This window comes from Pseudoalteromonas luteoviolacea NCIMB 1944, assembly GCF_001625565.1.
GTDB lineage: Bacteria > Pseudomonadota > Gammaproteobacteria > Enterobacterales > Alteromonadaceae > Pseudoalteromonas > Pseudoalteromonas luteoviolacea_F.
In genome coordinates this window covers 19,136-39,294 of record NZ_AUXS01000019.1, presented here as the reverse complement: position 1 = coordinate 39,294, position 20,159 = coordinate 19,136, and the positions used below count along the sequence as shown (strand labels likewise).

At 41.2% G+C, this 20,159-nt stretch carries 18 protein-coding genes; 6 read left to right on the top strand and 12 right to left on the bottom strand.

The window, feature by feature from the left end; genetic code table 11:
* Positions 1 to 80: 80 nt before the first annotated feature.
* Positions 81 to 2,024: a S41 family peptidase gene (locus tag N483_RS07735; protein ID WP_023398849.1), complete on the top strand. Its 1,944-nt coding sequence runs from the start codon at positions 81 to 83 to the stop codon at positions 2,022 to 2,024.
* 626 nt (positions 2,025 to 2,650) lie between these two features.
* Here the strand turns inward: N483_RS07735 and N483_RS07725 are convergent.
* The 5 genes from N483_RS07725 to N483_RS07705 all read right to left on the bottom strand — a co-directional run bounded on the left by N483_RS07725 (position 2,651) and on the right by N483_RS07705 (position 6,845).
* A complete protein-coding gene (locus N483_RS07725; protein WP_023398851.1) occupies positions 2,651 to 3,694 on the bottom strand; it encodes a CHASE3 domain-containing protein in 1,044 nt (347 codons plus the stop codon).
* Positions 3,695 to 3,927: 233 nt separating this feature from the next.
* Entirely contained in the window at positions 3,928 to 4,221 is a 294-nt protein-coding gene (locus N483_RS07720; protein WP_023398852.1) for a hypothetical protein, read from the bottom strand.
* 527 nt (positions 4,222 to 4,748) lie between these two features.
* The gene (locus tag N483_RS07715; protein ID WP_023398853.1) at positions 4,749 to 5,180 is read right to left on the bottom strand and encodes an acyl-CoA thioesterase; all 432 of its coding nucleotides are present in this window, start codon (positions 5,178 to 5,180) and stop codon (positions 4,749 to 4,751) included.
* Positions 5,180 to 5,998, bottom strand: coding sequence for a M23 family metallopeptidase (locus N483_RS07710; RefSeq protein ID WP_023398854.1), 819 nt, complete (start codon positions 5,996 to 5,998; stop codon positions 5,180 to 5,182). Before N483_RS07710 ends, N483_RS07715 begins: the two co-directional genes overlap by 1 nt.
* Complete coding sequence (locus N483_RS07705) at positions 5,991 to 6,845, bottom strand: 6-carboxytetrahydropterin synthase (RefSeq protein ID WP_023398855.1); 855 nt, start codon at positions 6,843 to 6,845, stop codon at positions 5,991 to 5,993. The genes N483_RS07710 and N483_RS07705 overlap by 8 nt, the downstream gene beginning before the upstream one ends.
* Positions 6,846 to 7,036: 191 nt before the next feature.
* On the opposite strand from N483_RS07705, the gene fabA reads away from it, so the two are divergent.
* Positions 7,037 to 7,552 carry a bifunctional 3-hydroxydecanoyl-ACP dehydratase/trans-2-decenoyl-ACP isomerase gene (gene fabA, locus N483_RS07700; protein ID WP_036975796.1) on the top strand — a complete coding sequence of 172 codons (516 nt, stop codon included), beginning with the start codon at positions 7,037 to 7,039 and terminating at the stop codon, positions 7,550 to 7,552.
* 75 nt (positions 7,553 to 7,627) lie between these two features.
* Here the strand turns inward: fabA and rmf are convergent, their stop codons facing one another.
* The 7 genes from rmf to lrp all read right to left on the bottom strand — a co-directional run bounded on the left by rmf (position 7,628) and on the right by lrp (position 15,190).
* Complete coding sequence (gene rmf / locus N483_RS07695) at positions 7,628 to 7,798, bottom strand: ribosome modulation factor (protein WP_023398857.1); 171 nt, start codon at positions 7,796 to 7,798, stop codon at positions 7,628 to 7,630.
* 525 nt (positions 7,799 to 8,323) lie between these two features.
* On the bottom strand, positions 8,324 to 9,613 hold the full coding sequence (gene serS, locus N483_RS07690; protein ID WP_023398858.1) for a serine--tRNA ligase: 1,290 nt from the start codon (positions 9,611 to 9,613) through the stop codon (positions 8,324 to 8,326).
* A gap of 10 nt (positions 9,614 to 9,623) precedes the next feature.
* Positions 9,624 to 10,004, bottom strand: a complete 381-nt coding sequence (gene crcB, locus N483_RS07685) for a fluoride efflux transporter CrcB (RefSeq protein ID WP_036975851.1) — start codon at positions 10,002 to 10,004, stop codon at positions 9,624 to 9,626.
* A 6-nt stretch (positions 10,005 to 10,010) separates the two neighbouring features.
* Entirely contained in the window at positions 10,011 to 11,366 is a 1,356-nt protein-coding gene (locus tag N483_RS07680; protein ID WP_036975855.1) for a replication-associated recombination protein A, read from the bottom strand.
* Entirely contained in the window at positions 11,359 to 11,988 is a 630-nt protein-coding gene (lolA, locus tag N483_RS07675; protein WP_023398861.1) for an outer membrane lipoprotein chaperone LolA, read from the bottom strand. Before lolA ends, N483_RS07680 begins: the two co-directional genes overlap by 8 nt.
* A 1-nt stretch (position 11,989) precedes the next feature.
* Positions 11,990 to 14,641 carry a DNA translocase FtsK gene (locus N483_RS07670; RefSeq protein WP_023398862.1) on the bottom strand — a complete coding sequence of 884 codons (2,652 nt, stop codon included), beginning with the start codon at positions 14,639 to 14,641 and terminating at the stop codon, positions 11,990 to 11,992.
* 69 nt (positions 14,642 to 14,710) lie between these two features.
* Positions 14,711 to 15,190: a leucine-responsive transcriptional regulator Lrp gene (gene lrp / locus N483_RS07665; protein WP_023398863.1), complete on the bottom strand. Its 480-nt coding sequence runs from the start codon at positions 15,188 to 15,190 to the stop codon at positions 14,711 to 14,713.
* A 138-nt stretch (positions 15,191 to 15,328) separates the two neighbouring features.
* Between lrp and ald the strand changes: the two genes are divergently transcribed.
* From ald to N483_RS07645, 4 genes are all read left to right on the top strand, one after another.
* Positions 15,329 to 16,450 carry an alanine dehydrogenase gene (gene ald / locus N483_RS07660; protein WP_023398864.1) on the top strand — a complete coding sequence of 374 codons (1,122 nt, stop codon included), beginning with the start codon at positions 15,329 to 15,331 and terminating at the stop codon, positions 16,448 to 16,450.
* 156 nt (positions 16,451 to 16,606) lie between these two features.
* Positions 16,607 to 17,449: an HDOD domain-containing protein gene (locus tag N483_RS07655; RefSeq protein WP_023398865.1), complete on the top strand. Its 843-nt coding sequence runs from the start codon at positions 16,607 to 16,609 to the stop codon at positions 17,447 to 17,449.
* A 123-nt stretch (positions 17,450 to 17,572) separates the two neighbouring features.
* A complete protein-coding gene (locus N483_RS07650; protein WP_023398866.1) occupies positions 17,573 to 19,441 on the top strand; it encodes a methyl-accepting chemotaxis protein in 1,869 nt (622 codons plus the stop codon).
* A gap of 88 nt (positions 19,442 to 19,529) precedes the next feature.
* Positions 19,530 to 20,126, top strand: coding sequence for a PilZ domain-containing protein (locus N483_RS07645; RefSeq protein ID WP_023398867.1), 597 nt, complete (start codon positions 19,530 to 19,532; stop codon positions 20,124 to 20,126).
* The last annotated feature ends 33 nt before the right edge of the window (positions 20,127 to 20,159 follow it).

The window sequence follows — 20,159 nt, the reverse complement described above, 5'->3', positions numbered from 1 at the left end:
TTTTAGGTCCGATTTTGTTATTTTTCAGAAAAACTTCGGTTTTTTATACCTGACTACAACAAAACCGTAAGGATATATAAATGAGAAAGTCATTACTGGCTAGTACATTAGCACTTGTTTTTAGTTCAGCAACTTTGGCAAACAACTATGCGCCACTGGCAGAAGTGAGAGACCAAATTAAGTCTCCTGAATATACACAACAAGAAAAAGAACGCGTTGTAGAACAAGCAAGAATTTTCTTAGAAGATCTATACGTACACCAATACGCAAAAGACATCTATTATGGTATTTCCCCAACAGGGCATGTGAATGCTGTTTCCGAAATTCATAAAGTAATTGCTGAATTAGATAATCTTAGTACAGAACAATTACACGCGCGCTTGACAAAAATCTTTAAAGCTCAGCGTGATTTGCACTTGGTCTATGTACACCCTCAGCCTGTGAGAAGCTATGCATCTTACCTACCATTTGAATTCGATAAAACGTTAGATGTGTTTGGTAACGCTGAAGTGCGCGTTTCGAACATTCTTGAAAATATTTCGCCATATGTGACCGACAGCCGTTTACCAGAAGTTGGAGATAAGGTTGTGTCTTATAATGGTGTGTCAATTCACAAGGTCGTTGAGCAAAACCTAAACACAGGTTACGGCGCAAATGAAGACGCAGGCTTTATTCGAGCTCTGAGCGCCATCACTCGTAAAAGGCACTCCGTTTCACTTGTCCCTGAAAAGAATGACGTCACTATCGAATTTGTATCTCACGTAACTGGCGAAACATATACCACTACCATTCCTTGGATCACAAGACTTCCTGCTAATGCTACGGCTTCCAACAACAATGAAACAGCCATTGCAGATTTACTTGAAGAAAGTACAAACTTCGAAGCGGCTGAGCATGAACTAGTCAAAGCTGAATTAGACAGCGATTCAGGCACCCCATTTGCAACGACTCCAACTGCAGATCCAGAAGTGTCATGGGCGATCCGCGAAGTTGACGGTAAAAAAGTCGGTTATATCAAACTTGATAGCTTCAGTGTTGTTGGTTCAATCGATTACTCACTATGGCTACTTATCGACCTTCTTCAAAATCAGCTAGCAGATACAGATGCATTGGTTTTTGACGTTCGAAATAACCCTGGTGGATTGATCACCTACGCTGATAGACTCGTGCAATTGTTTTCAAAAAAACAAGCTAAGCCAACAGAGCTCAGATTTATCAATACTCAGCTGAACTATGACATCCTTCACGACACAATCTTCAGCACATTCGGCCCTCACTGGCAAAAAGTACTTGCTGATGTTGTTGGTACAAATGCAAGATACACGGCAAATGCAACCTACATTACTGTTCCCGAGAACAACGTATTTGGTCAAAACTATTACAAACCAGTCGGTGTATGGTCTAATGCTAAAACTTATTCATCAGGTGATGTATTCACTTGTGCAGTTCAGGATAATGGTGTAGCTAAAGTTTACGGTGAGCACACTCGTACAGGTGCTGGCGGTGCAAACGTTATGAGACACTCTGTTTTTGCACAGTATATTGGTGCACCTTATTTTGAGGCGCTTCCTCATGGCCAAGAAATGACGGTTTCTTGGAGACAAATGGTCCGTCACGGCCACAATAAAAATGCACTCATAGAAGATTTTGGTTGCGTATCAGACAAAGTAGTACCGCAGACGCTTAATAGCTTGCTGGATAATGGTGTTGGCAACTTTGACACCATTGCAAGAGATCTACTTAATCAAGTTCAAAGCAAATCAACGGTGACATTCTTGCAACCACACGTTTCTGACCTTAGTGGTACAGGCAGAACACTCTCTGTCGAAGTCACTAATACTGAGTTTGTGGACGTGTACTTTAACGACGTAAAAATGCAACGGATCCAAGCGAGCGCTTACGGAAATTCAAGTAAAACTATCGAGTATGCAATTCCAGACGACGCGATTGAAGGACAAATCAAATTCGTCGGTTTAGACGGCGGCAACACGCCGTTATGGAATGGTGCTAGATACTTTTACTAAGTCGATTATTTATAGCAACAACCCCATCATTTAACTAAATTATACAAATGCACAGGCCCATACAAATTGTGGGGCTGTGCATTAATGTTTAGCAACGATAAAGCTCATAGAAGACATAATTAAAAAGATACACCAATAAATCAGTTTGTGGTTTCGCGAATAAGTACACAACCAACCACTAATTGAAAAGACACAAAGTGCAACGAATAAGACCGTTTCTTTTGACGGGTTTTCAAACACCGTAAAGACAAAAATAACACCACCAAATCCAAACCAACAGGCTGTGGAGAAATGCCACATAGTCAGCAGTACCTTTTTTGTGCAAAATCGGCCTAGCAAACGTTTTGGCTTGACCCGTTCTAACGCCTTTTTATTTAAAATAAGCTTGTATCCGATCCAATGGTGCAACGTGCCAATTAACAATATTAAGAAAAATACAGAACTCGGCATCTACTACCCTAAATCACCACTGAAACTCTTGAATGAAGAAAACTAACGTGCGTTTTTATTTCCATTTTGGCAATTATATACTGAATACGGTAAAATTACTTCACATTCTTGGAACATTCCAAGTAATGAAAGAACTTTCATACTCATCGGAATAAAAAACGAAGGATATCAATCGATCAATCGGCGGCATCACGTTTAGTATCCTTTTGCTCCACGCTATTTACGAAGTTATCTATCTCTTCAGGGGTTTCGGCTAGCATATGCGCGATAGATATAAGCTCATTAAGTTCATCGCTGTTATTGAACGAAGCAGAATTACCCTTAAACTTTTTAAGAGCAGTGTACACCTTGTGTGCTGGTAATTTCGTCTTCAGGCTCAAATCGACTAAAAACTGATTCTGAGCACTGAGTAAATCAGAGTCGAGTGTTTGAGCTTGTTGCAATTTAACAATGGTTGCCTCGCTGTCCGCACAGCGTTTTTTTATGTCGCTGGCTAACTGCTCTACTTCGTGACAACTATCTCCCTGAGAAGTTAAAATCGAATTTTCTGCAAGGTCGCTTTTCACATATGTATTAAGGGTCTGAAGCGGTTCCAATACCTTATATTTTATCGTGTAAATTACCCAAATGATTAAGATCAAATACATGGCTTCGAGTAACCAGACTGAAATATGGTACAGCGCTTTTGCCTCTTTATACTCTGAGGTTCTCGCTTCTAGTAGTACCCTCTCCTCTTTTTCAAAGGCCAACAAAGTATTCTCAATCTCTCCCATTAAATGACGTCCAAGGTTCGTTCTGACAAGCTCTAACGCGTCTTGCTCCTGGCCATTTTTGACAAGCTGAATTGTTTGTTCTAACTCCGAAAACTTATTGTTCAGTATCACAATCAACTCTGACAACCTGTTTTGTTGAACTGGGTTGTCTTGCGTTTTGATTTTCAGCGCTTCAAATAGTTTAGAGGTTAATTTGGTGCCCGAGTTATAAGGCTGTAGATACTGCAAATCATGAGTAAGCAAAAACCCACGTTGCCCTGTTTCAGCATTTTTAATCTGTGTTCTGAGTTGGTTCACTAAATCAATCACTTCATGCGTATGGATCACCCAAAACTCATGTTTGTCTTTAACGCTTTGGCTGCTATTAAGTATTATCAAATTGACCAATGCAGTGATCAAGCTGGCTAATATAAAGACCGTAAGCACAGTTTTAAGGCTGTATCTCACTATTGATACCTATTTTGGCGGATCCATGTATATATAAATTGTAGTCACAAAAACAAATACTGTGAAAAATCATTAAGATAATTCGCTAAATATGCATGGGGATTATATTTAAGGAGGGGTTGTCACTAGGTGCTCACCTGACTTGAGTACAGCAATAAAAACCTGAGCACCTAAACTATTATGACCACTACATATCTGTAGGTATTTATAGTCGAAATTATGACGGGACTTTACTAACCAAGGTCTCGCATTAGTATCTCATACTCCTCATTTGCATCTGCAATAAGGTGGGATAGCTCTCTTGCATCGCGCTCTTTAAGTACAACTTGCCAGCTAGTAGATCCTTCAATACCTGTGATCACAATATCGGCACCAGTGTGTTCATATTTAATATTATCAAATTGGGTTGAATGGTGCTCATGAAGCTCAACAATATCGACATCCAGCTGACCTGTTGGGAAGACTTCAACATGGGCATGTAAATTTCTTTCTCCAGATAAGCAATATTCTCTATGTATAGTAATCATCACAAGCTCCTTACTGTTTGTTTAAGCCAAAAGTAAGTGTAGATCAGGTTACTCAGATAGTAATACTCCCCCTTGGATGCTGATGACTTATATTTTACAAATATCGGAATCGGCGTGAAAAAAACACATATTAAATTTTTATGAATTATCAGCTTTGGGTAAATCTCAAAGATCCCTTGAGGCAGATATCACATAGAGTTAATCAGTCCATAATTATCCAAATTGGCCTTGATAACCCGCTAAAGCTTAGTGATTGATTCAACTGATTGGTACTAAAGGAGCAGAAAGTCAGTTAAATAAAGTTGGAATCTTTCACGCAGTTTAGCGCGCAGTGCCAAAAGCATTGTTGGGTACAATTGTATACGACCAAGCTGAATTGAAAAAAACACATATTATGCACAAGTGACTGGCAATGATTGCATGGTGAGGCTAATTGATAACTATAGAGAATAGGCTGAAGCTAAAAATGAAGGTACAACAATAAGCTTTAAATATATAACAAAGGGGGCTATCGCCCCCTCTAAGTATTATTGAAACCCGTTCAACATATTTTCACATACAACAGGTGTCGGCCTGTGATTGTCATCAACCGCTACAAATGTAAAGCTGCCTGAAATTGCTAGGTGCTTGTCATCTTTGTGCATTGTTTCCAAGAAAATTTGCACTTCTACTTTAAGACTTGTGTTACCAACATGAACAACCTTCGCAACAAGCTCAGCAAACGTGCCCGCGGGAATAGCTTCTTTAAAGTCTACACGGTCCGAGGAAATTGTTACCAATGGTTTGCGACAAAACCTTGTTGCCGCGATAAACGCCACTTCATCCATCCACGCCAACGCATCGCCACCAAAAAGCGTGTTGTGATGATTGGTTCTGCCCGGAAATACAGTTTTGGTTACCGATGTTATCGAGTCATTAATACGTTTCGCAATGGTTGCGTCTCTATCTTGTTCTGTCATTATTTACTGCTTTTGTTTGCTGGTTTATCTATCATTAGTAATTCAGGGTCCAGTCTCTCACCGTACCAATTGAAGCGCCAATCTAAATGTGGGCCCGTCACGCGGCCAGTTGCGCCAATATCACCTATTACGTCACCTGTGGAAACCATGTCGCCTACTTTAACGTGTAATTTGCTCATATGAATATAGGTCGAAGTAATGCCGTAGCCATGATCTAAAATCAAAGTGCCACCACTGTAATACAGATCTTTTTCAGCAAGCACAACTTTACCCGGCAACGGCGCCCATATTGGTGTACCGGTTTTATTAGCGATATCTAGACCAAAATGGGGGCGACGAGGCTCGCCATTAAAATACCTTTGACTACCGTATACACCAGAAATACGACCTGTTGCAGGACGATAAACTGGAGAGTCAAAATATTCTAGCGTGCTGCTTTTAGCACGCGCAGCACTCACTTTCTTGGAGTCGTTACGAATGCGCTGCAATACCTCTTTCGGTGGAGAGACATATTTTTTTGCGACGCCGGTAATGCGATCGATATCGTAATCACGAGAGGTTATAAAAAACTCTTTTGAATGTTGGTTATTATTTTTGTCCACCCAAACTAGCTTGTGCTCGCTCTTGGCGTCACGTCCAAAGCCAAAAACAAACTGGCCATTGGGTGTTATTTTCAGTTCTTTGCCGTTTAGAGATACTGATTTAATGCCCTCTAAATGACCAGTGACCATGCCACCTTGAGTAAGGTGGCCTTTTAACTCAATTGCTTGTGCACTCAGTGCAAAGCATGCGCTCAGTGCCAGCAACAATTTATGCATAAGCAATAGCTCCTTTGCCCACACCCTCGTAAGCTCTTACTTTTACTTCTTTGTCTGGGTATGTTGATTTAATTTTATTAGCTAAGTAATCGGCGATACACTCTACTGTCGTATCACAAGGTAAAATATCACAGCGCTCTTGGCTGATACACATTTCAAAATAGCCTTGAGATGATTCGTATGCGAACGAATAGTCTTGTTGTTTCGCTGAAATATACTTTAATTGAGCATGCTCAATTAAGTCTTCTTGCGTACCTAAGTAGATATCTTCCCACTTTTGAGACCACTCTTTTTGTAGTCTAGGCATACTTACACCGTCAAAGAATATGCCGATCAATGAACGGTGACCATGAATAATGCGTTGGCAATTACCGTCGTGCTTTTTCAAGCCGTGGCTGTAATGATAATAAAAGCTACTGGTTTGCTCTGGACGTAGAGCAATTTCAATGTCTTTAACGTTGTCAGGCATTTGGGGCAAAATTTGTTGCTTTAAAAAGGCTATGACAGATTGCTCGTCAATCTTTTCACCTTCAACAACACAAACCGCTTCGTCAGGCGCACTCATTGCAAGGTGATGACCACCAAACTCATAATCGAATGATACCCTGCCGTCATTCATATCTAACTGACAATCTAACGCCGAGGGAATGGCCAATTTATGATCTATTGTGTTATCAATAATTGCTTTAATTTGTTTTTTTACTTTTGCAAAGTCTAAAACCATTGACTCTTCATTCAGTTGACCGTGCAGCGTCATATCAACTATCCAACTTTCTCCAACTGCGCCACGTTTAGCACATAAGTAAGAAAAATCTATTACCGTCAAGGCATCTACAAAAAGGATCATAAATTTCCATTAAATTACTAACAAACAACCCGATTATAAAGTTTTTTCAACCAAAAATCGCGTAATTCACAAAGAGAATTGATTTTAATGTTACTGACGTATGTTATAGATAAAAATTTAACTGTTCAGAGTTGTTTAGCGTACAAGTGTACGCTAGAGTACCCGCAATTAGAAAATGAAGAATGAATACTATGGAACCTAAAAATAGCTATACAAAAGAAGAACTAATCCTTTGTGCTGAAGGTAAAATGTTTGGTGAAAACAATTGCCGTCTGCCAATCGATAACATGTTAATGATGGATCGCATTGTTGAAATCAATGACAACGGCGGTGAATACGGCAAAGGCCAAATCATTGCTGAGTTAGATATTAACCCTGATCTATGGTTCTTCGATTGTCACTTCAGAGGTGACCCTGTAATGCCAGGTTGTCTTGGTTTAGACGCTATGTGGCAGATTGTTGGCTTTTTCTTAGGTTGGTCCGGCGGCCCAGGCCTTGGTCGTGCACTAGGTGTAGGCGAAGTTAAGTTTACTGGTCAAATCTTACCTACAGCTAAAAAGGTAACGTACCGTGTCGACATGAAACGTGTTATCAAGCGTAAATTGTTCATGGGTCTTGCAGATGGCGTTGTTGAAGTAGACGGCCGTGTAATCTATGAAGCAAAAGATCTAAAAGTGGGTCTTTTCCAAGATACTAGCGCATTTTAATTTTTATCAGTCGCTAGAAACAAATAAGCCCCTTTCGGGGCTTTACTTTATCTCTTCGGTTCTGTTGATTCTGTTTTAGGTTTTAAACATATTGCGATTGTCTATGGCCTCTCGCCAGCCACCTAACCATTCTGATCTGTGCTCAATTTGCTGATATGGACATAAATCTTTGGACCGTCCTGCTAAACCTGCTTTAAATCCTTGTGAGTGTGCTCTCTCTAAACGGTCTCTTTTCTGTCTCTTCATAGGTAAATTCCTCACCTTCAATTTTTGATTGCTTAGTCTTACCGACATCCACATTTAATAAATAGTTAACCCAACTGTAATTTGCAACTATATTTGCGTCTTAATCTCGAATGCTATTTACAACCTCGTTTTAAGCAGAAAAATATATATGTCGCGCAAATATGGCACTACAAGTCACCCAACTATCTTGGATAGAATCAAATTTAAATTTTGCAATAATGGTAACAATAAGACATCTGCGCACACTTAACGTGAGTGCGTGCAAAACTTATTCAGAAGGAATGGCCAAACCTCAGGTTCCAATTAACCATAGTTTGAAATCACATGCAATAGAGAATAGATAAGAACTTTTCTCAAATTGAAAATTTGGTTTTATCTTGCGCTTATTTAAAATAATTGAATTAAAATGACAAAATGCACAACTTAAAAGAGTAATAAATACCAATTACACTGTAAAAAAACATTCATTATTTTGTCACAAAAAAGGCCGCTGGATAGCGGCCTGATATCAATCACTTGGGCAGATTACTTAAGAACTTCTAAACCACCCATGTAAGGCTTAAGTACATTTGGCACGACAATAGAACCATCTTCTTGTTGATAATTTTCTAATATTGCAACAAGTGTACGACCAACAGCGAGACCAGAACCATTTAGAGTGTGAAGTAGCTCAGGCTTCTTCTCTCCCGCACGGCGGAAACGTGCTTGCATACGTCGTGCTTGGAAATCTTGCATGTTTGAACAAGATGAGATCTCACGATACGTGTTTTGCGCTGGTAGCCAAACTTCTAGATCATATGTTTTAGCTGCACCAAAGCCCATATCACCCGTACACAGAACAACTTTTCTATATGGAAGTTCAAGTGCTTGTAAGATGCCTTCTGCGCTGCCAGTAAGCTCTTCAAGCGCCGCCATTGAATCTTCTGGTTTAACCAATTGGACAAGCTCAACTTTGTCAAACTGGTGCTGACGGATAAGACCGCGTGTATCACGGCCGTAGCTACCAGCTTCACTGCGGAAACAAGGCGTATGTGCAGTCATCTTGATTGGTAATTCTTTCTCGTCGAAGATTTCGTCTCTTGCACAGTTTGTAAGTGGCACTTCAGCAGTTGGGATCAAACTGTAGCCATCTTGGTCTTCTTCAAGCACTTCTGTGTGGAATAAATCAGCCGCAAATTTTGGCAATTGACCTGTTCCGTACAAACTTGCTTTATTTACCAAGTACGGTACATACATCTCTGTGTAGCCGTTTTTGTCAGTGTGCGTATCAAGCATGAATTGAACAAGCGCTCGGTGCATACGTGCCACACCACCACGCATAACAGTAAAGCGAGAGCCACTTAGCTTCACGCCCGTTTCAAAATCAAGACCTTTGCCCAGTGCTTCACCTAAATCAACATGATCTTTCACTTCGAAATCAAACTGCTTAGGCTCACCCCATTTAGAAACTTCAACGTTATCATCTTCATCTGCACCCTCAGGTACATCTTCAGCAGGTAAGTTTGGCAATGTTGATGCTAAGTCTTGTAGCTGGGCTAAAATTTTGTCCTGCTCTGCTTTTGCAGCGGATAGCTGGTCACCAAGGTTTGCAACCGCATCTAGTAGCGGCTGTGCATCTTCACCTTTTGCTTTTGCTTGACCAATTGCTTTGGAGCGACTGTTTCGCTCGCTTTGTAATTCTTGGGTTTTTGTTTGCAAAGTTTTACGCTGCTCTTCAAGCGCGTTAACTGTTTCAACATCTAGCTCAAAGCCACGTTTTTTTAAGCGCGCAGCAGCTTCTTCGATGTCCTGTCTTAAATACTTTGGATCTAACATGTTTGTTCTTTTAACCTTTTTGCGTGACTAAGCAAAGACCTATCCAGGCCATAAATATACATACGACGACATTCAACGTTATATTCAATGCCATCTTCATAAACTGGCCTTGTTGTAACAACAATAGGCTGTCCATGGAAAATGTTGAAAATGTCGTCAAAGCACCTAAAAAGCCAACTCCTATCAAAGCCTTGGCAGGAGATACCGCTATTATTTGCTTTTCGATTAATCCGTAAAGAATGCCCATCAACAATGAACCAAGAATATTAACGGTCAATGTCCCAAAAGGGAATCCCTTACCCATGAGTTTTAACACAATATCGCTAATAAAAAACCTTAAGCAGGCGCCAAATGCACCACCAAAGGCAATCATTATATAAGTTTTGAGCATTTCCATTTATGCTTGACCTGGCTTTTTGGTATACCTTTTTTGGTTACTTATATTGTCTTGGCTTTTTAAGTAGTTGAGCTTTTCTTTAATTTGCTTTTCTAAACCGCGATCTGTTGGAAAGTAGTATTGCCGATCAGACACCGTTTCTGGAAAGTAGTTCTCTCCTGCTGCATACGCCCCAGGCTCGTCATGGGCATAGCGATATTCTTCTCCAAAGCCCATTTCTTTCATTAATTTTGTCGGCGCATTGCGAAGGTGCTCTGGTACGGGTAAATCGCCATCCGTTTGAGCATCCCGTTTTGCCTGTTTGAATGCTGTGTATACTGCATTGCTTTTCGCTGCACTTGCTAGGTAAATTGTCGCTTGTGCAATTGCGCGCTCTCCTTCTGCCGGGCCAACTCTGTGGAAAATGTCCCACGCATTAAGCGCGACTTGCAGTGCTCTGGGATCTGCGTTTCCTATATCTTCACTGGCAATAGCGAGCAAACGCCTTGCCACATAAAGGGGATCTCCTCCACCTGCCAAGATACGACAGTACCAGTATAACGCTGCATCAGGGCTGCTTCCTCGCACCGATTTGTGAAAAGCAGAGATTAGGTCATAATAGATGTCCCCACCTTTATCGTATTTCGCAAGATGGGTGGGCAATATTTGTGTCAACACTGACTTATCAATATCGACCTTGCTGCCATCTCGATGGCCTAAATCCACTGCCTGCTCTAATAAGTTGAGCGCTTTTCGTGCATCGCCGTCCGCCGCTTGTGCCAGCGCATTTATAGCCTCATCCTCAATGTTAATTGCAAGCTGACTTAATTGCTCGTCATCATTAAGTGCTTGCCGCAGCGCAAAAACCAACTCATCCATAGTCAATGGCTTGAGCGTGTAGACACGTGCTCGCGACAAAATTGCATTGTTTAATGCAAAAGAAGGGTTTTCAGTCGTCGCGCCTATAAAAACAAAAGTTCCATCTTCAATGTGGGGCAAAAACGCATCTTGCTGAGATTTATTGAATCGATGTACCTCATCAACAAATAGCAAGGTACGTCTCCCTGATTGGGCTAATCGGCTTTTTGCTTCTAGCACTACTTCTCTGATCTCTTTTACACCAGAGGTAACCGCTGACAGCTTTGCCAATTGTGCATCTGCATGGTTTGCAATGATCTCAGCTAAAGTTGTTTTGCCAACACCTGGCGGGCCCCATAAAATCAAGCTGTGACAACGCCCCTGTTCTATCGCACGATATAAAACAGAGTCCTTAGCAATTATGTGTGTTTGGCCAATATAGCCCTGTAACGACTTTGGCCGCATTCTAGCGGCCAAAGGTCTAACATCAGGTGCGAAGTCAAAACCTAAACTACTCACTGGCTGTTTGGTCGTCAATGACCACTCCATGGGGGATTTTGAAAGTAAATGACTTATCGTCTAGCTCAATGTTTGTTTTGGCATTTGAAAACTTAAACGTCGAAGTCTGTCCTGATGCATCTTTAATACTCAATGAATCAATGGCGACGCCAGCACTTGCAAAAACAATGTCTAAAAGCTCAACTTGTGATTCGACATTCGGCTTTGGTGAAATCCGGTAGCCTACAGTCGTTTTGCTTACATGGTACTTATCCCATTGCGCTTTGTCTTGAGTCGTTAATAAAATAAATGGTGTTGTATCTATCAAACCAGCAGTGTTCATTACTGTCACTTGCTCAGCAAAGCTGTCGAAATAGAACGTCTTATTTCCATCTGATACCAACAAGGTTTCATCTGGCTCAAGTTGCTGCCAGCGTATCTTTGATGGGTATTTAAGAGCTATATTGCCCGTACCATCTTGCAACAATGTACCTTCTTCATCCTTAACTTTTTGAGTAAAATTCGCTTCAAATGTATTCAGAGATCTGAGTTTTAACTTTAAGGACTCAGCTTCATTCGCAAAGCTTTGCGTAATAAAACCGCATGACAAACCTAGTACTAAGGCTATTGTTTTAAACTTCATTCTAATTTGCTCCACCTTTCGGTACTAATACTTCACGCGCACCATTGTGACCCGGTGCACTGACAACGCCAGACATCTCCATTTGTTCAACTAAACGTGCCGCACGGTTATAACCGACTCTAAGCTTACGTTGTACACTCGAAACAGACACTTTACCTGTTTCAATTACAAACCCTACCGCTTCATCATACAGTGGATCAGATTCCTCATCGCCACCTTCTGGCTGCTCACCCGGTAACAAAATCTCTTCTGTTGCATCACCGCATAAAATATCTTCGATGTAATTTGGTTTGCCTCGCGCTTTCCAGTCATTTACTACTGCATGCACTTCGTGATCATCCACGAATGCGCCGTGAACACGAATTGGAACACTGGTGCCTGGCGGCAGATATAACATGTCACCCATGCCTAATAGATTTTCCGCACCTTGCTGATCAAGAATGGTACGAGAATCAATTTTACTCGATACCTGAAACGCCATACGCGTAGGTATATTGGCCTTAATCAAGCCTGTAATGACATCAACAGATGGCCTTTGAGTAGCCAAAACTAAATGTATCCCAGCTGCACGCGCTTTTTGTGCGATACGCGCGATTAACTCTTCAACTTTTTTGCCAACTATCATCATCATGTCAGCAAATTCATCGATTACAACAACAATGCTTGGCAATTTATCTAACTCTTCTGGGCCATCAGCCATACCATCAGTGTCTTTAAACAATGGATCCAAAATTGGCTGTCCGGCCTCTTTTGCTGCTAATACCTTTTGATTGTAGCCTTTGAGGTTTCTCACACCCAATGCAGACATTAGCTTATAACGGCGCTCCATTTCACCAACGCACCAACGCAGTGCATTGGCTGCCTCTTTCATATCCGTCACAACCTCGCATAACAGATGTGGTATCCCCTCGTATACTGATAACTCCAACATTTTTGGATCTATCATGATCATACGAACATCTTCAGGCGGTGACTTATAAAGTAAGCTTAATATCATTACATTAACGCCAACTGACTTACCTGAACCAGTTGTACCTGCTACTAGTAAGTGAGGCATTTTAGCAAGATCAGCAACCACAGGCTCCCCTGCAATATCCTTTCCCAGCACCATGGTTAATGGCGACGCGTTTTGTTCAAACTTTGGTGCATTAATGACTTCTGAGAGCCTTACGATCTCTCTGTTTTTATTTGGCAGTTCAAGACCAACATAAGTTTTACCTGGAATGACTTCAACAACTCGTACACTGACCGCTGAAAGTGACCTTGCTAAATCTTTTGCCAATCCAGTTATCTTGGCTACTTTAATACCCGGAGCAAGATCGAGCTCGAAACGTGTAACAACTGGCCCGGGATAGACCCCAACAACGGCGGCTTGAATGTTAAAATCCAAGAGTTTTGCCTCAACAAGACGAGATACCGTTTCTAATTCTTCTTTTGTTATCGGGTTTTTTGCTTTATCTGGCCTATCAAGTAGGTCAAGTGACGGCAGCGGATCAGCCGGAGGTTCCGCTTCTAACAAAGCTTCAAACTGCTCTTTTGCAGATGGTGGTGATTGATATGCTGCTTTGCTAGCTTCACCAACTGGCTTTTTCAACGGTCTCGCAGGTGACACAACCTTAGTTACAGGCTCCTCTTTTACTGCTGCGTCGTCCAACGCATTCAATGCAGCCACGGTGTCCATTGACTCGTCGTCAATCGCAGAGAAGTTTATTTCCTGCTCCAAAATATGGTCAAGTTCATCAAATACATCAGCTGAAACTGGCTCATCAAAAGGTGGCTGCGTCTGCAATACAGGTTCAACCGCTTCGGCTGTTTGAGGCTTTTTATCTTCCTTTTTGCCGACAACAGAGAACAGCTTGTCTTTTAGTTTGAGTGGCTTTTCACCCTCGTCATGCACTTCAGGTTCAGCCACAGGAGCGCTTGGCTCTGTTATATTATGAGCGCGCTCAATTTTATGCTCATCTTCTGATTCAAGCTGTATTTCTTCAATAAGAGTCTCGCTTTCAGGTGCTTCAATTCGCGCTCCACTTTGAGGCATTGTGTCTGCTTTTTGCTGAACTATGTCATTTTTCTTGGTCATTTTAGTAAAAACAAACTTGATAAATTTAACGACCTTCTCGCCTAAATAATCAACAGCTTCAACCCAAGAAACACCGGTTAATAAAGTGATACCAGCAAAGAAAAAACATAACAGAAGAATAGAAGTGCCCGTGAAGTTAAATGCCGGCATCATGGCACCTGCCACGACGTCCCCCACTACTCCACCAGAAGAAAATGTATATATATCGTCAAAATTGATACTACTTATCGCACTGGATGAGGCGATAAGCAATGTTGCACCAATGATACGTAGACCAAGAGTGGTATAATCTAATTGGAAAATCTTATGTGGTTTTTTAAATAGCAAATAGCCAAATAACTGCATTGCAGCAGGTACCCAAAAGGCAAGCCATCCAAAACTCAATAACAAAATATCCGCAACCCATGCACCTGCTGCACCGGTGATATTATTTACTTTTACAAACTCACCCGCTTGTGTCCATGCCGGATCGGCTGGATCAAATGAAACCAAGGCGCAAAGCGTAAAAATCGCAGCAGCAGTGCTGACAATGAGACCTGTTTCTAGTAGGCGCTGAACACCATTTAAGCGCATTACATTCAACCTGTATTTATCTTTCTATTGTGAACTTCTATTATAGGTTACACCATATCAAGAAATTCTTTAAGGTGCACAAGGTTTTATAACCTCTCCTTGCTCCCCTTTAACCTCTTCCATTACAACATAAGTACGACTTTCGTTAATATTGGGCAGTTTTAAAAGAATTTCACCGAGTACACCTCTGTACTCCGACATGTCAGTTACCCGTGTTTTCAATAAAAAATCAAAATTGCCTGATACTAGATGACATTCGATAATTTCATCATGTTGCTTAACCGCTTCATTAAACTGCTCAAATACGTCTGGGGAGTTCTTGTTAATTGTAACTTCAACAAAAACAAGCAACCCCTGCCCCAGCTTTACTGGGTCTACCACCGCTTTATATCCTTTAATGAACCCATCTCGCTCGAGTTTTTTTACTCTTTCTAAGCAAGGTGTTGCACTGAGCCCGATGCGTTTTGCCAATTCTACATTAGATATCCTTCCGTCTTTTTGTAATTCGACTAAAATTTTTCTATCAGTTCTATCTAGCTGAGTATGCATGAAAAGTGTTTTATCCTGCGTTTAAGCATTTTATAGATTTATCGTCTTTAAAATAGCACAAAAAAGGTAGGACACACTAGCTTTGCATAATTATAATAGTCGAAAATGTTATCCGTTCTTACTTTGAGGCGATTTATTATGATTATTGGTGTACCTAAAGAGATTAAAAACCACGAGTACCGTGTTGGTATGGTTCCAGCAAGTGTTCGTGAACTAATAAACCACGGCCACCAGGTTATTGTTGAAACAAGTGCTGGTATCGGCATTGGTTTCACTGACGAAGATTATATCCAAGCGGGTGCTGAAATTTTACCAACAGCTGCGGACGTTTTCGCAAAAGCTAAAATGATTGTTAAGGTAAAAGAGCCGCAGGCTGTTGAGCGTGCAATGTTACGTGAAGACCAAATCCTTTTCACTTACCTTCACCTAGCACCAGATCTTCCACAAACTGAAGATCTAATTAAGAGCGGCGCAATCTGTATTGCATACGAAACGGTAACTGACGCACGTGGCGGTCTTCCGCTTCTAGCACCTATGTCAGAAGTTGCTGGCCGTATGTCTATCCAGGCTGGTGCTCAAGCGCTTGAAAAATCAAATCTAGGTCGCGGCATGCTATTAGGCGGCGTACCAGGTGTTGAGCCAGCTAAAGTTGTCGTTATCGGTGGTGGTATGGTTGGTCGTAACGCTGCACAAATGGCTGTAGGTATGGGTGCAGACGTTACTATCCTAGATCGTAACATCGACGTTCTACGTAGCCTAAACGCGCAGTTTGGTAGCCAAGCTAAAGTAATTTATTCAACTGTTGACGCACTTGAGAAGCATGTTGTTGAAGCTGACCTTGTTATCGGTGGCGTACTAATCCCAGGTGCTGCTGCGCCTAAGCTAGTAACAGCAGATCACATCAAAGCAATGAAGCCTGGTGCTGCTATCGTTGACGTTGCTATCGACCAAGGTGGTTGTATCGCAACTTCTAAAGCAACAACACACGCTGAGCCAACTTACATTGTTGACGATGTTGTTCACTATTGTGTTGCTAACATGCCAGGTGCTGTTCCACGTACTTCTACATTTGCACTTAACAATGCAACGTTACCGTACATCATCAAGCTTGCTAACCTAGGCTACAAAGAAGCACTTCTTTCTGATGAGCACTTCCTAAACGGTCTTAACGTTCTTAAGGGCCAAGTAACTTGTAAAGAAGTTGCTGAAGGTTTCAATATGGAATTTGTTGAGCCTCGTTCAGCTGTTGAAAACGCATAATCGCGATCAGCTTTTTGAATAATAAAAAGGTTCGCACTTTGCGGGCCTTTTTTATTTTTAATCAATAGTGCACCTCCACTACTTCTCTAATTTTCTCGTTTTTTACAATTTTTGGCTATTCTTATCTGTATAAGATAATGCAGTGAGCGAGTAGTTATGGCCATATCTTTGACCCAACAAGAAAAACAGATCCTTAGGTCTATTTCAATCCCTCCACGTCCAGAAGCGTTAGTCGAGTTTTCCGAAGAAACAAAATCAGCAGAGCCAAATATCAGTAAAATCACGCAAATTTTACAAAGCGACATTGCTATCAGTGCGGCGATATTACAAGTTGTCAATTCGGCTGCATTTAGACGCAGTAAAGAAATCGAATCGCTAGAACAGGCGATTATGATTTTAGGTTTAAAAAGGCTGATACCGCTTGTAAAAGCTGTTGCAGTCAAAGCAACTGTAGATACCCCTGCCGCACTCGATAACTTCTGGTCTGAGCAAAGTGACATTGCCCAATTATGTTCAACACTTTGTCAAAGCCTCAATAAACCTGCTTTAGCAAACCATGCATATATGTTAGGCCTATTTCATACTGTGGGTATACCACTGCTCTGCGTGCACTTTGAAGACTATAACGAAGTTTTAGAAGTTGCTAAATCTGATGGATGGACTAAAGCCACTGAATTTGAATTCAATAAGTACAATACCAGCCACGCCACGATAGGTGCTTTATTGGCACAGCAATGGAAATTACCTAAACCTATGATAAACGTTATTTACTATCAACACGATGCCAATGGCATCTATCGCTCTGGTGAGTTAGAAGGCATAGCACTGGAACTACTCTCAATATTAAAGCTTGCACGCCACGGTAACTTCATATTTAAGAATACGGCTTCTATTGAACAAGACCCAGAATGGCACGCTATCAGTGATGAGGTTTTAGACTTTATCAATCTGTCTGAAGACGAGTTAGATGAGCTATATAGTTCGTTAGAATCAGCCTAAATTCTCGGTTTTTGATAATTTTGTCGCAAATTTGTAAATAAATCCTTTAAACTAAAGGAAATCATTGCAACTATTCGCTTATGATTTACCTTTAATAATAAGCTCATATCCGGGAGACGTTCAGTGAAGTTTAAATATAAAGTAGTCGCCGTTTCTGCTAGTGTATTAGTGCTTGCCTTATTTTTGCTTTCAGTCAAGCAATACTTCCTGCTTAAAGAAAATTTAGAACAACAAGTCACACATAGTATGGAAGAAGTGATCCAGGGGATCAGTAATACTGTCACAGCTCAAATGCAAGGGTCGATGAACCTTGCTGCACTTACAACTGGGTTAGTTTCTCAAGTAGACGAACTTGAAGACGCTAGGCCGATGATATCTCAACCCAAACTCACTTCTGAATTCCTATTAATAGGATACGGAAAAGAAAGCAGTGGCAAATATGTCGCGAGCGACCCTAATTGGGACCCCGGTTCAACATGGGACCCAAGAGTGAGACCTTGGTACAAAGATGCTAAGTCGGCAAGGACTCTAGTTGTTACAGATCCATATGCCGATGCGGTCAGCGGTGAAATTGTCGTATCAATTGGTGCTCCTGTATATAAAGACAATAATTTTGATGGCGCTATATTTTACGACGTTAGCCTCGCCAAGCTGGGTAATATGATAAATTCATTTAATTTGTTTGATGCAGGCTTCGCATTTATGGTGAGCTCAAATGGCAGCATCATCTCTCACCCTGATATATCACTAAATGGCCAACCAGCTCGTACATTTTTGGGCGACACGGTCGTAAGAGAGTCTTCTCAAGAAATTGAAATCGATGGCGTCAGCTATCTTGTTATGTTTAAAGCGGTAGAGGGATACGAATGGTATGTCGGCGTCGCACTGGAAAAACAAAAAGTGTTTTCAGCCATGGAAACACTTACATACAATGCAACTGTCGTGTCTATCATTGCAGTTATAGCGAGTTTCTTGGCCCTTTCTTACGTGATCAATATCCTACTCAAGCCTTTGGAAGCAATAAACTCCGCGATGTCTAATATCGCGCGCGGCAATGCAGATTTAACCGTAAGGCTACAAGCGTCGAGCGAGCCAGAATTTTCAGACTTGGCTGAAAACTTTAATTTGTTCACCTCAAGGCTACAAAATATCATCGCAGAGATCCAAACCTTGGGCCACGAGGTGCTCGCAGATGCCAAACAGACTTCTGCCGGGGCAAATCACGCTACTCAAGCTATTCAAAGACAACTCGAATCTTTGAACTCGCTAGTCAACTCTACTGCGAATATGTCGAATACTGAACAACAAGTTGCGAGCACAGCGCAGCAAGCCGCTGAAGCGATTAAAACTACCGACGGCCTTGCACAGGACGGTGAAGGGATTGTAGAACAGTCAACAAACTCAATTGGTGAGTTGTCATCCCAGATAGAACGCGCCGTTGATGTCGTCAACGAGTTAGAAGTATCTTCTTCAGGGATAGAACAGATTTTATCTGTCATTAATGGTATAGCAGAACAAACCAATCTACTGGCTTTAAATGCCGCTATTGAAGCTGCGAGAGCTGGCGAGTCTGGACGTGGGTTTGCTGTTGTAGCCGATGAAGTTAGAACACTTGCCCAACGAACACAAGAAGCAACAACTGAAATAAAAACGATGATCGACCAACTTCAATCGGGCGCGGAAAATGCGGTTGGCGTCATGAAGCAGAGTCAGACAATTGTTGAAAAAACAGTAGTCAAAGCACAAGAAACTAAAGACGCACTCCATGCGATCAGAGAGTCAATTGACAATATTGTCGAGCTCAATGTGAATATTGCAAGCATGCTCGAAGAGCAAAAAGCAGTTGTTGAAGCTGTAGATCATAACGCATCAGAAATACGCAACTTATCCAACACTGTGGTTGATGAAGCAAAGGTGGTCGATCATACAATGCAATCGCAAGTTGATAAAATCGCTAAACAAGAGGAAATGTTAGAGCAATTTAAAGTATAAACTGGTTAACACCTTGATTTAAATAGCTAGAGTGGAGAGAATAAAGACACTGCTACTCTAGCTACACTGAATATTGGCATACATATAAATGCAAACAAATTTAAAAGAAAACTTTGAACAGTATTTTCAAATTGAAGAAACAAACCAAATCAACTTGTTTCCAGTTGATGAAAATATGGTGCCGAAAAACCAAGCACAACTTGAAGCCGCTATCCCACCATTGTTTAGGCTTGCTAACGAAATTAATGAACTCGATCTTAATGCTTTGAGACCACTGCGTAACCTCGGGGATGTCGCATCTGACTTAGCCGCTTATTTACAAGCACAATCTAGAAAAATTGACTTGATCATGAGTCATATATTGGCAAATGAACAACCTGAAGATGAAAGCAGTTACTGTGATAGTTACGGTGGTGGTGGCATTAAAGTAACCACAACTGAAAAGTTTCAAATTGGCCAAAACTTTAGGACAAAAATTTTTCTACAGCACGAAGCCAGTGCCATCTTTTGTTACAGCCAAATTATAGAAATAAGTAAACAGGAAGACGAAGACTTACAATATACTTTGGCGTTTACCCAAATAAGAGATTCTGATCAAGAATTGTTGGTTAGAGCAAGCCTGCACGCACAAACTAGGCAACTAAAAAAGCGTCAATCAGATAACGAAAGTGATCAAAATAGCTGACACAGCGTTGTGCAGTGATACACTTAGCCCCTA

Excerpts from the sequence above, each read along its gene's own strand:
- N483_RS07655 (WP_023398865.1), top strand. The coding sequence starts at position 16,607 with ATGGCCATATCTTTGACCCAACAAGAAAAACAGATCCTTAGGTCTATT.
- N483_RS07645 (WP_023398867.1), top strand. The coding sequence starts at position 19,530 with ATGCAAACAAATTTAAAAGAAAACTTTGAACAGTATTTTCAAATTGAA.
- lrp (WP_023398863.1), bottom strand. The coding sequence starts at position 15,190 with ATGCATACTCAGCTAGATAGAACTGATAGAAAAATTTTAGTCGAATTA.
- serS (WP_023398858.1), bottom strand. The coding sequence starts at position 9,613 with ATGTTAGATCCAAAGTATTTAAGACAGGACATCGAAGAAGCTGCTGCG.
- fabA (WP_036975796.1), top strand. The coding sequence starts at position 7,037 with ATGGAACCTAAAAATAGCTATACAAAAGAAGAACTAATCCTTTGTGCT.
- N483_RS07705 (WP_023398855.1), bottom strand. The coding sequence starts at position 6,845 with ATGATCCTTTTTGTAGATGCCTTGACGGTAATAGATTTTTCTTACTTA.
- N483_RS07715 (WP_023398853.1), bottom strand. The coding sequence starts at position 5,180 with ATGACAGAACAAGATAGAGACGCAACCATTGCGAAACGTATTAATGAC.
- N483_RS07735 (WP_023398849.1), top strand. The coding sequence starts at position 81 with ATGAGAAAGTCATTACTGGCTAGTACATTAGCACTTGTTTTTAGTTCA.
- N483_RS07720 (WP_023398852.1), bottom strand. The coding sequence starts at position 4,221 with ATGATTACTATACATAGAGAATATTGCTTATCTGGAGAAAGAAATTTA.
- N483_RS07710 (WP_023398854.1), bottom strand. The coding sequence starts at position 5,998 with ATGCATAAATTGTTGCTGGCACTGAGCGCATGCTTTGCACTGAGTGCA.
- rmf (WP_023398857.1), bottom strand. The coding sequence starts at position 7,798 with ATGAAGAGACAGAAAAGAGACCGTTTAGAGAGAGCACACTCACAAGGA.
- crcB (WP_036975851.1), bottom strand. The coding sequence starts at position 10,004 with ATGCTCAAAACTTATATAATGATTGCCTTTGGTGGTGCATTTGGCGCC.
- N483_RS07670 (WP_023398862.1), bottom strand. The coding sequence starts at position 14,641 with ATGCGCTTAAATGGTGTTCAGCGCCTACTAGAAACAGGTCTCATTGTC.
- ald (WP_023398864.1), top strand. The coding sequence starts at position 15,329 with ATGATTATTGGTGTACCTAAAGAGATTAAAAACCACGAGTACCGTGTT.
- lolA (WP_023398861.1), bottom strand. The coding sequence starts at position 11,988 with ATGAAGTTTAAAACAATAGCCTTAGTACTAGGTTTGTCATGCGGTTTT.